Raw genomic sequence first — 12,850 nt, 5'->3', positions numbered from 1 at the left:
GTTTAAAAATAAACCGTCATTGATACAAATCATTGGTCGAATGTACCGTTATGGCGGCAAATCCTTTACGCACGACTTTCTTCTTCTATAATAAATGAAAAAGAGCCTGAGGGGGAATGAATATGTTGACCATCGGATACATTGGGAATGGCAAAAGCACCAACCGTTATCATCTTCCTTTTTCATTGAACCGAGATCACTTGAAAGTAAAGACGATATACGCCCGTAATCCAGATAAAGCGGAGTGGGAGAAAACGCCTGGCGTTCTTTACACAGATGATATTGCAGCCTTAATGAATGATAAGGAGATTCAGTTGATTGTTGTCTGTACACATACAGAGTCCCATTATTCTTATGCGAAAATGGCGCTCGACCACGGAAAGAATGTGCTTGTTGAGAAACCTTTCATGTTAACAAAAGATGAAGCGGTGTCCATCTTCCAATACGCCAAAGAGAAAAATTTGGTCATCCAATGCTATCAGAACAGACGATATGATTCGGATTTCCTCACTACAAAGAAAGTGATTGAATCAGGAAAACTTGGAGATCTGCTGGAGATGGAAATGCATTACGATTATTATCGACCGGAGATCCCGAACGCCACCTCCCATTTTTCCAAATATAACAGTTATTTATATGGGCATGGAGTTCACACCATTGACCAAGTGCTATCCTATTTCGGGAAGCCTGACACGATTCATTACGATGTTCGTCAATTGCTGGGCTCCGGGAGAATGAATGATTACTTTGATCTAGACTTTTATTATCCTTCACTCAAAGTATCCATCAAATCGAGCTTTTTCCGCTTAAAAGCGCGGCCAAGTTTTGTTGTATATGGTAAAAAGGGTGTTTTCGTGAAACAAACCGAGGACCGCCAGGAGGAACACCTAAAATTATTTTACCTTCCCAAGGGGCACGCCGATTTTGGTATTGATTTACCTCAGCATTATGGAATTCTAACGTACCTGGATGATGAAGGCAAGTATCATGAAGAAAAAGTGGTCTCTGAAAAGGGCGATTATGCTCGAGTGTATGACGATATCTATCAAGCAATCGTACATGGCAAAGAAAAAGTGATTAAAGACGAAGAAACAATAACTGCTATGGAAATACTTGAAAAAGGCATAGAGGAGTGCAGCTAAAATGAAATTGGGAATCGTTGGAGCAGGAATGATTGTGGGAGATTTATTAAGCTTTATTCAGGAAATCCCTACAATTACCTTACAGGCAATCAGCTCAAGACCTAGTGACCAGGAAAAATTGCTGTCTCTGCAGAAAAAGTATGGGATTTCCCAGATCTATTCGGATTACAACAAAATGTTTGAGAATGATGATGTAGATACAATCTACATCGGGCTGCCAAATCATCTTCATTATTCATATGCCAAAGAAGCATTAATGAGCGGAAAGCATGTCATTTGTGAGAAGCCGTTCACTTCCAATTTACAAGAATTCATAGAGCTTAAAGAGATTGCTCAACAAAAAGAACTGGTATTAGTGGAAGCCATTACAACTCAATATCTAAAAAACTATTTGTCCATGAAGGAGTATCTGCCTAAGTTGGGTGAGATCAAAATAGTGGAATGTAATTATTCCCAATATTCATCACGATATGCAGCTTTCAAAGCGGGAGAAATCCTACCTGCCTTTAACCCGGAAATGTCTGGTGGAGCCTTGATGGATATTAATTTATATAATATTCATTTGGTTGTTGGTTTCTTCGGGAGCCCTGAGAAGGTGGAGTATTGGGCAAATATGGAACGTGGTATTGATACTTCAGGTATGTTGCTGCTGGATTACGGTGATTTTAAGTGTGTCTGCATAGGTTCCAAGGACAGTACAGCCCCCAATGCAGTGAACATTCAAGGCAATAAAGGATATATACACATGGCAAGTTCAGCGAATGTCATCGAATGCTTTGATTATGTCCTCAATAAGGAAAAGTCAATTCGGGTAGATCTGAAAGAGCATCCGCATCGCATGTATGACGAATTCGTTGAATTTGACCGTATCATCAAAGAACATGATTTGGAAAAAGTCGCAGTCATGCTTGAGCATAGCGAGAAGGTTATGAACGTTATTGAGATGGCCAAGCAATCCGCAAATCTTGTATTCGGACCTGATAAATAATACTTTCTGGATTTCTTGAATATCATTCGTATTTTTTTATGCACTGATCTGATGGAAAGCTCATTCAGATCAGTGTTTTTTTGTAACACGTTAAACAGAGAGTTCAAAAACGAGCAGAGGAAAAATTTAAACTTTGGTATAAGTGATAGAGCACGGATGACTTGATGTTCATCGCTTTGTTGGTACGCGTTTGGATGATTAAATAAAAATACATATATTTAATTATAGGGCCTCAGCAGAAGACCTTCTGGAGCCGGTCCAAGGCATGTTAACCGATAAATTCGGTGTCATGTTCCATACCAACTGTGGATACACGTCAAAACCTCCAAACCCTTTACCGGCTGGAGGTTTTCTCATGTTATTCCGTAATCAGAAAATTATCGGCTTCAGGCTGTGAATAGCCGTTCATCCTTTAGTACGCCTACTGAGTCCACTTTGGCATTGACCCTTAAGGTGCTGACTTTTCCTATCTTCATAGCCATGTTCAGATGGCAGGAACTTGATCAAGCATTTTTCTGGATCTTCGAAGGGTTGTTAATCTTAATAGCGACTGGGTGCTTGGCAAGTTTTTTCTTGATCATTTTAGCCTCGAAAGTGAGGGTGTCGCCTATTTCCAGCTCCTGCTTCTTCATTGTGGTGCTGTGGCTTGACCAGGCCTCGCCTACCACCAGCACATCCGGTTCCAAGATGGATACCGCTTCATAGATAATCACTTCGTCATCACTATCTGCAAAATGGTTCGGTACTGTCGTGAACTCTTTCACAACAGCAGTCATTTTCACCTTGCCTTCCGGCAGCTCCAGCTTGGCCGCCTTGGCCCGGGTGGTTTTGGCTGGAGGTGCGGCTTCCAGAAGCGGCTTGCTGCTAGGGCCGACATATTCTTCCACCAGACCATCTGGGTCACCCTTGAAACCGGAACCAGAACGCTCGGCACCAGTCTCTATGCCGTCATCCATACTGTCTTCCATGTCACCTGCGTTTGCGCCCAAGAACGGGTCCACGCCGTCGGTTTCACTCGCAACTTGCTGGTCCAATTCGGGTGCTTCTCCATCCATAGCTGCCGAATATGTATCCATTCCCGCCTTGTCCATGGAACCAGCATCTGCAGGGGAGGCAGTGCCAGCTTCGCTTGTATTCGTCGCAGCTGCCGTGGATAGGAATACTGAATCGTCGCTCTTGTCTGTTCCGGCAGCGCTGGTATTGCGTACCCCGAAGCTGGAAGCCTGCATCTCTTTCAGATAGGAGGGATGAATGCAGTGCTTCTGGCCGTTGTCGAACTCAATAACCGTAGTCATGTAATCAACACACCCCACTATGGTGCAGGGGACGTTCAGGTCGTTGCCTTTATAATAAAAAGTCTTGATCTTGGTCGCCTTCTCCGATAGAAGGCCCCATGTCCTGCACTGCTCAATTAGCACATCCTCGTTGTGAAATGCTGTATATGTCTTCGGTTCAATTATAAATGTATATGTCATTGACGAATTCCGCCTTTCTTACCACTTCTCAGGAGATTCTAATCCAAGTCGAAATTAACACTAGTGTATCATAAAATTGCTATCCCTTCATTAATCCGATTGCCACACACGACTACCGAGCCGACTGGTCCGACATAAAGCAGCAGAAGGGAGGATGGGGAGGTGTGCAGAATCGAGAACCAGATGAACTTCTGACGGCCGAACCGGTCCGCCAGCGCTTCGCCCAGGAGTGTGACAAAACTTTCAGTTCATTAACTATATTCCCTATTTCATCCAGACCAGAAGTGGAAAAGTATACTTGAGCAAGCAACATTTCCAGCCTTCTATTCAATTGTACAGGTACAGATTTTGGTTGTATGACTCGGCTAAAGTTCAAGACTCAATTAGAGTAGTGTATCTGCTCAATATAGCTTTTGTAAATGGATTGCTCGTAGCATCAATGGAAACCTTAACAGATAAAAAAGGTAGAAAGCCCTGTAACATTGTCCACACACTTGGACCCGGAGTTCATATGGTAATAAAAACGGATTGAAAGGTAGTGATTTCATGGCTTTAACAACTGGAATAATTACAAATACGGGAACGACCCCTGCATCGAACCTTGTAATCAACATTAGTAATGATAATCTTAGTTTTTCATCTAACGTTGTTTATCACATCTACGTATGGAATAGCTTGGTGAGTAAATCACTGGTTTATTCCAATTCCCTGACGATCAATGCGAATACTAATCAAATTCTTAGTTTCAACATCGCAGGTAATACTTCTTACGAAGTTCAATTTCTTGTTACAGGCACTGTTCCAACAGATACTGTCATCACTGTATTCGGAACGGATTCATCCGGAAACGTAATTCCTCATCAAAAAGTGCTGCAAGAAGAACTCACTCAAATTGCCCAACTTAACCCATAAATTAAAGTAACCGCAGTTTCATTAATATAGAAGGGGAGAGTAACTATGGTAAACGTCCAAATCTCGCCAAGTACTAGCGCTCAGTTTGAGCCAACCATCGCGGTAAACTGGCTAAATCCCTCCGTTATGGTGGCGGTGGCTGTAGATCTCAGTGCAGGACCGCCGAATATTGGCTTATACAAGTCAATTGATGCAGGCGCAACATGGAGCACGACGTTACTCCCTTTACCGACCGGGTTTGCTGGCATAGAGGCGCCTCATATTGATTATTTTTTCCCCAATTCGTTCGTAGTGGCAGCTCACGCCTTTGATTCGGACGGTCTCAGTGGAACGATTGTGTCCTATGCCTCTAACGACAATGCAACTTCGTTCGGACCGCCAGTTATTGTGAACCAGGGATTTGGACAGTTTGTCAATGACGATCAGGTGGTTGTTATCGCCGATAAGGCAGGGTCCAGCCCGTTTTTCGGAAATATTTACACGGGTTATACTCACGATTACAACACGCAATTTATACCGGGAAATACAATATTCTTCAATCGTTCCCTAGATGGGGGAAACACTTACTCTAGCCCAAGCCTCATATCTTCAATTACCGAGTTTGAAGAATTTCCGGGAATCGCAATCACATTAGATGGAATTCTTATCGTAGGTTGGATTACCCAACCTCCAGGCAATTCCGAATTTAATACGCGTACATCACTAGACGGAGGAACAACATTCAAGACGGAAACCATGGTTGCTCCGGTGGTTGTTCCACCTTCGCCACTACCGGGATACCAATTCAGGTGCTTAACGTATCCCTCCTTGTCAGCGGACATTTCAAACGCACCAACGTCCCAAGGAAATGTTTATGCAGTGTGGCAAGACTTTCGGCAAGGTTATTCCGATATATTTATAACAACTTCCACAAACTTTGGCGTAGATTGGGGTGCGCCGACGCCTATTACAAACAGTCCGGTAGGGTCCCAGAGCTTTTTCCCGGCCATCACCGTCTCCCCAACGGATGGAGCGGTGTTCGTTTCCTATTATACCAATCGATTAAATCCGCCTGATATTGACGTTTTTCTTGCTACATCGAGGGACGGTGGAATAACGTTTACAAATACCCGTATCACGACGACTTCGTTTAGCGTCGCAGGCCTTCCCCTAATCGGAGACTACATTGGTAATGCCATTGTCCCTCAAACAGGCCGTCTTGTTACCGTTTGGACAGACACACGGACAGGAACTGAAAACATTTGGTTTGGCGATAACCAATAACGAAAAAGTGATCCACACAGAAAATCAGGAATCGAAATGAATAGCCTACGTTCTAATGACGTGTTAAGGAATACGAAAAAAATGTACAAAGAGACTTGTAAGCAACGTAAGTTGGTGATTCAGATGACACAGAGAATATACGTTAGTGACTCCCATTTCTCTAGTTGGACCGAAGCGGCGGTCGAACTAGAGCTACCGGTCTAACAGGTACCACCAGCCCTAGTTTTGTTCCTGGGCTGCGTTCTTTCACGAATTGAAGCAGAGTCCGCCATATCCCTTGCCATGTTGGCAAAGGGGAACAAACAACTTCGCTATCCCTACATTTAACACGGATTACCTTCTTGTCAATTACCTTTTTCATCCACTGAGCGATTGAAATGGGATGGCAAGAAGCGATGGTTAGCCCCTTAGTGGTTCTATTAAGATAAAGAAGCCTTTCTTCAGGGGATCATGCTGTTTTCCCCGGAGATTGCAAGTTTGCCGGAAGGCGGGATGACGTCGGAAAATCGGGGGCTGCAGTGCATTGCTTGATTGCAAATGAACGGCAAACAAACAGGTAAAGCTCAATTCAGAGGTTTATGTAAAAACGGGTAAAAGAATGTATCTGCGGGTTTGATTGAAGACCTTTTCGAATGATTGGTCTCCCGAATTCAAATACAATTTTAACGCCGTTAATAGACTATTTCTTTTGCTGTTATCTCGTTAGTACAGTTGCTAATATTGGCAATATTAACGTATTGTGAAGCAGTTCGTCTGCCCCTATGAATCGATGGTTATACACTGACGGTGGGTCCAACCACAGTTATTGAATTATTGACTGTATTGAGATTAACCGTTGCGCCAATCGGCAAAGCCGCTTTATAAAGACCATGACCTGTTGCAAGGTTCGTTATCAGGGGCTTACCAAGAGGTATAACGAATTCTTTTATTAAATCCTCATAGGATGTGCCGTATGCCGCCTGACAACCTGTGCATTCCCCCATAATAATGCCGATGCAGTCACGAAATTTTCCGGCCAGCTTCAAATCATTCAAGTACCTGTAGACGGTATTGGTAGGTTCATGTGTTTCTTCAAGAACCAGAATTTTACCCCGTGTATCGATTTCGAAAGGCGTACCCAACGTATCGACAAACGATGTCAGATTACCGCCCACAAGCGGACCCGTAACGTTGCCCGGAACCCGGCTTATCAGCGGAATTCCCGGAGGATTCAGGATCGGCCGGGTTAATGAATATAAGGTTGTAGCGGAAAAAAACTGGTCGAAATTATAGGCGGGCGTTTCGGATTTGAAGTCAATAAGCAGCAGACTATGGAATGTTATTAAATCCACATATTGATGCAGTACGTTTAACATTACCGTTATGTCACTGTAGCCTGTAACAATTTTTGGATTATTCCGGATCACATTATAATCAAGATATGGAAGAATTCCTGCCACTCCTGTACCGCCTCTGGTGGGAAGTATCATTTTAACCTGCTTGTTTTGAAACATCATCATCAAATCGGATGCCCGCTGCTCGTCTGTGCCGGCTAGAAACCCGTTTTGCGTATATACATATTGACCCAATACGACATTGAACTCCATTCCTCTCAAAGATTCGATCCGTGCATTAATTATATTTGCATCCAGCGGGCTACCCAAGGTAACGATTCCAACGGTATCACCTCTCTGCAATATTGGCGGACGTATCGGCATATACTTATCTTCCTTTCCTGAAAATAAAGAAGCCATCGTGATATTATGTCTTTAGATTATATTAGCAAAGCCGGCTGCACAGTACTGAAAAGGAGCTAACGGTTATATTAAGTCACTTTGGGATAAAAGTAATATTAATAATTAGATGGGGGAATATGGGGATTAAGGTCGAATGACTCAAAATCCCCTACATATCTTTAACACCAAAAGCCCTTAATAGCAGGCTTTTTATTTTTCAATGTAGGTAAATTTTTGTCACGTAAAAAATGAACAAATGTTCCTACATCATGAGTTATTGACATAAATATCACCACATAACGTCAGGTAAGAGGAATAGTACAGCATACGCAATAAAAAACACTTCATTTGGAGATGAGTTCGAAAGGAGCAGTAGAGGGACAAAAACCTTAAGGAACAATATACACAAATCAGAAGGCTCTAAACGCATGGTAGAAAAATTTAGCGATTGTACGAAAGCCTAACAGCATTGGGAGTGAAACACGTCAATCCATCTCTATTGCCTTAAAGGAGAGACGCAAGATGTCCGATTCGATTAAGGTTCACATATTACATTGCGGACAAGTACAGGTTGATATCGCGGTTCCATTCAGGCAGAAACCATGGAACCCTCTCGCAGCCACAGGCATTTTCCGCTTAAAAAAACACCAAATCACACTTCCAGTTTCTTGCTATTTGATTGAACATCCCAAAGGGCTTGTTCTAATTGATACAGGCTGGCATACCGCTTTACGTGGAGATCAGATTAAATATATGGGCAGATGAAGTTATCAGGTGAACTTAAAACCTGGCGAACTTACAAAAAACCAACTTATCTCGTCCAGTTGTATCTCACCATGTAAAGGTTTTGAAAGATGCAAACATGATTGAAGTTGTAAAAGAGGGAACGAAAAATTACTATTTCATAAATGTGATGAAAAGCGATATTCAAGGTTATAAAGCTATTTGAAAATATCGATTTATTTATAACGGAATCTCAGGAAGCTCCAGATAGTTCAGAAGAGTAGACTTGTCGCTAGGAACCCTTTTAGAATCGCATCATCGTGGTGTGGCTTGCTTGAGTTTGAAGACATGCTGTAGGTGAGTTATAACAAAAGCCATCAATAAATTCTTGATGGCTTTACTGTTACGTAACACTTAGAACTCAAAACTCGTATAAGCGAAAGTGCCATGCTCGTAACCTTTATAAAGTAGCTTCGGTTGGTTATCTTTATTAGCCATATACCCGGTGTTTTAAAACATCTCTCGCATGGTGTGTTTTCCTGTATCTAGAGGAAAAGTATGTATCCTCTGCTTGAACCTGACGAGTCGGCGATTCCTTTCAATGCGCTGGTTACGCTGGACCATGATGGACACCCGGTGGTGATTGATCCTTGGGTGAAAAAGTATGGAACTGATGAATGGCTGTCTGATCTGCTACAGACCTCTGTACAACCGCTGATTCACTGGTTGTTCGCTCAAGGTATTGCACTGGAGTCGCATGCACAAAATATGCTGCTCATTCACAGGAAAGGCAAGCCCTCACGCATTGCCCTCAAGGATTTTCACGATGACATCCGGTTTATGAAAAAGTCACTTGCGGATCCGGATTCTTGTCCAATCCTTGTTGAAGTACTGGAATATCACCGTCGTTTGAACCGCAATTCATTCCTTGAGACGGATAAACCGGTAGAAGTACAAGATTTTATACATGATGCAAGAGCATTATCAGGTCACAGAACATCACTTCTGGAACAGGGTTCGCGGGATCATTGGTGACTATCAGCTGCGATTCCTTGAATATAACGAACGGTACGAGCTGTATTCCTTGTTTGATCCAAAGATCGGGGTAGAGCAATTGACGAAGCGCCGTTTGTTTCCAGATGATGAATTGCGCATTCATCAGATTCCGAATCCATTAGTACATACGTTTATGTATAAATATGGATTGAATAAGGATGAATTTAAAAAATAGTATATGAGATCAAAAGAATATTGCATGGACAGAAACTGGAATTATGAGATATTGTTTTAATAATGATAATCATTATTAATTGGGTTATTAAATAGAATCAAGGGGTTGAATTGCAATGCAAGCAGAGAGACAGGAAATGGGGATTAAACCGTGGGTCCATTCGGTTATGCTGGCTGTACTTATGCTGCTACTCGCGGGCTGCGGAAATTTCGGTTCGGGTACTGCGGCGGAAACGGCACCGACGGACACCAAACAGGAAGAAACAGTAGCCAATACTGGTGATACACGTACGATTAAGGATGCTTATGGGGATGTTCAGGTCCCTGCGAAAGCCAGTCGAATTGTTGTACTGGACATTGGAGCTCTGGATAATCTGCTGGAAATGGGCATCAAGCCTGTAGGCGCACCTTCAATCTTGACGGCAGGAGATCCTTACCCGGTATATCTAAAAGGTACTGATGGCATCGAGAACAACGGATCTGTGAATGAACCGAACCTGGAAGCCATTGATGCACTGAAGCCAGATTTGATCATTGGTAATAAAGATACACATGATGCCATCCATGACCAGTTAAAACAAATCGCCCCTACCGTGTTTGTTGAGACATTGGGTGTAACGTGGAAGGAAAATCTGCAGCTTCATGCCGATGCTGTAAACAAGCTGGAGGACGGTAAGAAACTGTTGGATACATATCAGCATCGCATTAAGGAATTGAAGTCCGCACTTGCGGGCAAGGATGTCAAGGAAGTATCGTTGTTCCGTCCACGTGAAGACAAAATTCAGGTCTATCTGAAAGAAACCTTTGCAGGTACAATTATGGAAGACGTCGGAATTGTTCGTCCCGCAGTACAGCAGGATGCAGGCTTCTCCAAAGATATCACTGAAGAACAGATTGCCGATCTTGATGGTGACGTCATCTTCTGGTTCAACCGTGAGCCTGATGCCTTCGCCAAGCTGGAGAAAAGTCCGCTGTGGGCAACATTGAAAGGGGTTCAGAATCAAGCTGTGCACCCTGTTGACTGGGAGTACTGGATGAGCGGACTGGGTATTCAAGCCGTGAACAAAGTAGTCGATGACTTGAATACGTTTGTGGCCAATTAAGAGCTAAGCGTTCTGAGACACTTCTTAAAAATGAATTTCTGAAGCAGCACGTTATCCCTTCGCTCATGCTTTAACATGGTCATAGGTTAACCGTAGAATTGGGTCGTCGAATGTGACGATCCAATTTTTCTGCATACTGCTCGTCTCTCATTATACTCATCTCCTATTATAATAGAGGGAAAAAATTTACGTATCCGTTTTTTTATAACTACATAATCAAGCAACAAGCAGGGTGGAGGCCGAACAATGAACACGAACACCGGTATTAAATTCACTGGTTTAGCGACTATAATCTTGTTAACACTTCTCACGTTTCTATTCAGCATCATGTTCGGCATCGTACAGATTCCATTGCGTGCTGTCGTTGATGCATTCTATTCGTTCGATGGTTCCCGTGAACACCTAATCATTCGAACCGTTAGGCTGCCAAGAGCAATTATCGCTGCAGGGGTTGGCAGCTCACTGGCTGTAGCTGGATGTTTAATGCAGGCGATCAGCCGCAACGCCCTGGCAGGACCTGAACTGTTCGGTATCAATTATGGCGCAGCACTTACCGCGGTACTTGCTTCCTTTTGGCTGGGAACCACATCCCTGCAATTATTTGCATGGTCTGCTCTGTTGGGAGCAGCGGTTGCAGGAATACTGGTATTCCTTCTCAGTTCCACGGGCAGACAACCCTTAACTTCAGTAAAGCTGGTACTGGCGGGAGCTACGTTGAATTTACTTTTTGCTTCATTGACCCAGGGTATTCTCATACTGAATGAGCAATCCCTGGATACGATGCGATTTTGGTTGGCAGGTTCGTTGACAGGCAGGGGTCTGGATCTATTCATTCAGGTACTGCCTTATCTGATCATTGGAATGATCTGTGCGTTTGCACTAAGCAGCCAGTTGAACATTTTGGGTCTGGGAGATGAAGTTGCCCAAGGATTGGGGCAGCAGATGATGATGATCAGAATGATCTGTATTATCGCCATTGTTCTGCTGGCTGGAAGTGCAGTGGCACTTGCAGGACCGATTGGATTTGTTGGGTTGGCCGTTCCACACATTGCAAGGCTGATAACGGGCAGTAACTATCGTTGGGTAATGCCTTACTCCGCTGTTCTGGGGGCGTTGTTGCTGCTCACGGCTGATATTGGGGCGCGATTTGTACTGCCTGGGCAGGAAATTCCCGTTGGAGTGGTCACAGCCTTCTTCGGTGCTCCTTTCCTCATTTATCTAGCCCAAAGAAAGGAAAGATCGATGTGATTTCTTCTATTATAAAGCGACGCGCAATCGCAATCATTCTGATTCTGATTCTGATTCTGTTGAATGCAGGAACACTTGTTCTTAATGTTATTTTAGGAGATCGTTCTATCCCTTCGGGAGAAGTATTGCGGAGCTTGATGGGTAGGGGAGATCAGGAATATCACTTCACTATTCATCAGTTAAGACTCCCCCGGGTGCTCACTGGTTTCCTGGTTGGGTGCAGTCTCGCAATGGCGGGAACGATCTTGCAGGTGATTACGAGGAACCCGCTCGCTTCACCGGGAGTTATCGGACTGAATTCGGGTGCAGCAGCGGCGGTAGTTGCCATCATGGTACTGGTTCCTTCTTTTCCGATGCGTGATATGCCTTGGATCGCCTTCACTGGAGCCTTTCTTGCTGCCGCTGTAATCTACGGATTGTCATGGAGAAAAGGAGAGGCGAGTTCTACTGTTCGCATGCTGCTAATTGGTGTAGGCATATCCGCGATGGCGGGTGCGTTAATCACTTATTTGCTGACCGTGGGCAAAATATTTCGGGTCTCCCAGGCCTCTGTGTGGATGGCAGGCAGTCTATATGGACGAACGTGGGAACACTTCTGGCCTTTGTTACCCTGGTTACTCATTCTGTTACTTCTATTAATATGGATGTGCAGAGTTCTGGATATGTTTCTGCTGGATGTGCAGTCGGCCGCAGGGTTGGGTCTTCGGGTGGAAATGATGCGAGTTCTATTCATTCTAATAAGTGTAGGACTGGCCGGATCTGCGGTGTCGATGGCAGGAACCATTGGATTTGTTGGATTAATGGCACCACACATGGCGAAGCATATGGTAGGCAGCCGTAGTTTGATCCGCTTGCCGGTAGCAGCGTTGCTGGGCGGGCTGATCGTAATGCTTGCAGATCTCGCAGGACGAAAATTGTTCGCTCCGTATGAGATTCCAGCCGGATTAATTACTGCTTTCATCGGAGCACCTTATATGATCTATTTGCTGTTACGGCGCAGAGCTATATAATGAAGAAAAGGATTCAGAATGTAAGAAAGGCTGGTGCATCT

At 43.9% G+C, this 12,850-nt stretch carries 12 protein-coding genes and 1 pseudogene; 11 read left to right on the top strand and 2 right to left on the bottom strand.

The features are described from left to right. Nucleotides 1–122: 122 nt before the first annotated feature. Nucleotides 123–1,142 (top strand): Gfo/Idh/MocA family oxidoreductase, encoded by a 1,020-nt coding sequence (locus tag ABH897_RS14185; protein ID WP_404520106.1) that lies wholly within the window; start codon nucleotides 123–125, stop codon nucleotides 1,140–1,142. Nucleotide 1,143: 1 nt separating this feature from the next. Next, on the top strand, nucleotides 1,144–2,130 hold the full coding sequence (locus tag ABH897_RS14180) for a Gfo/Idh/MocA family protein (RefSeq protein ID WP_283656017.1): 987 nt from the start codon (nucleotides 1,144–1,146) through the stop codon (nucleotides 2,128–2,130). Between the two features lie 503 nt (nucleotides 2,131–2,633). Here the strand turns inward: ABH897_RS14180 and ABH897_RS14175 are convergent. After that, nucleotides 2,634–3,605 carry a hypothetical protein gene (locus ABH897_RS14175; RefSeq protein WP_283656018.1) on the bottom strand — a complete coding sequence of 324 codons (972 nt, stop codon included), beginning with the start codon at nucleotides 3,603–3,605 and terminating at the stop codon, nucleotides 2,634–2,636. A 546-nt stretch (nucleotides 3,606–4,151) separates the two neighbouring features. Here ABH897_RS14175 and ABH897_RS14170 point away from each other — a divergent pair. Both ABH897_RS14170 and ABH897_RS14165 read left to right on the top strand, forming a co-directional pair. Further along, the gene (locus ABH897_RS14170) at nucleotides 4,152–4,517 is read left to right on the top strand and encodes a hypothetical protein (RefSeq protein ID WP_283656019.1); all 366 of its coding nucleotides are present in this window, start codon (nucleotides 4,152–4,154) and stop codon (nucleotides 4,515–4,517) included. A 45-nt stretch (nucleotides 4,518–4,562) separates the two neighbouring features. Then, nucleotides 4,563–5,780: a sialidase family protein gene (locus ABH897_RS14165; RefSeq protein ID WP_283656020.1), complete on the top strand. Its 1,218-nt coding sequence runs from the start codon at nucleotides 4,563–4,565 to the stop codon at nucleotides 5,778–5,780. A 773-nt stretch (nucleotides 5,781–6,553) separates the two neighbouring features. On the opposite strand, the gene ABH897_RS14160 is transcribed toward ABH897_RS14165, so the two are convergent. Further along, the gene (locus ABH897_RS14160; protein ID WP_283657924.1) at nucleotides 6,554–7,477 is read right to left on the bottom strand and encodes a S66 peptidase family protein; all 924 of its coding nucleotides are present in this window, start codon (nucleotides 7,475–7,477) and stop codon (nucleotides 6,554–6,556) included. Nucleotides 7,478–8,017: 540 nt separating this feature from the next. Between ABH897_RS14160 and ABH897_RS14155 the strand changes: the two are divergent. The 7 genes and pseudogenes from ABH897_RS14155 to ABH897_RS14125 form a co-directional block, all read left to right on the top strand. After that, nucleotides 8,018–8,245, top strand: a pseudogene (locus ABH897_RS14155) (MBL fold metallo-hydrolase); the annotation flags it as partial. 37 nt (nucleotides 8,246–8,282) lie between these two features. Further along, the gene (locus tag ABH897_RS14150) at nucleotides 8,283–8,444 is read left to right on the top strand and encodes an ArsR/SmtB family transcription factor (protein WP_283656261.1); all 162 of its coding nucleotides are present in this window, start codon (nucleotides 8,283–8,285) and stop codon (nucleotides 8,442–8,444) included. A 332-nt stretch (nucleotides 8,445–8,776) separates the two neighbouring features. After that, the gene (locus ABH897_RS14145; RefSeq protein ID WP_283656022.1) at nucleotides 8,777–9,253 is read left to right on the top strand and encodes an IucA/IucC family C-terminal-domain containing protein; all 477 of its coding nucleotides are present in this window, start codon (nucleotides 8,777–8,779) and stop codon (nucleotides 9,251–9,253) included. Continuing rightward, nucleotides 9,186–9,449, top strand: a complete 264-nt coding sequence (locus ABH897_RS14140; RefSeq protein WP_404580081.1) for a ferric iron reductase — start codon at nucleotides 9,186–9,188, stop codon at nucleotides 9,447–9,449. Before ABH897_RS14145 ends, ABH897_RS14140 begins: the two co-directional genes overlap by 68 nt. 115 nt (nucleotides 9,450–9,564) lie before the next feature. Then, nucleotides 9,565–10,551: an ABC transporter substrate-binding protein gene (locus ABH897_RS14135; RefSeq protein WP_404592250.1), complete on the top strand. Its 987-nt coding sequence runs from the start codon at nucleotides 9,565–9,567 to the stop codon at nucleotides 10,549–10,551. A gap of 246 nt (nucleotides 10,552–10,797) precedes the next feature. Further along, entirely contained in the window at nucleotides 10,798–11,799 is a 1,002-nt protein-coding gene (locus ABH897_RS14130) for a FecCD family ABC transporter permease (protein WP_283656024.1), read from the top strand. After that, entirely contained in the window at nucleotides 11,796–12,809 is a 1,014-nt protein-coding gene (locus ABH897_RS14125) for a FecCD family ABC transporter permease (RefSeq protein ID WP_404592248.1), read from the top strand. Before ABH897_RS14130 ends, ABH897_RS14125 begins: the two co-directional genes overlap by 4 nt. Nucleotides 12,810–12,850 lie beyond the last annotated feature (41 nt).

The sequence above is a fragment of the Paenibacillus sp. RC73 genome (assembly GCF_044908085.1).
GTDB classification, from domain to species: Bacteria; Bacillota; Bacilli; order Paenibacillales; family Paenibacillaceae; genus Paenibacillus; species Paenibacillus terrae_A.
This window is presented reverse-complemented; position numbering and strand designations above follow the sequence as displayed.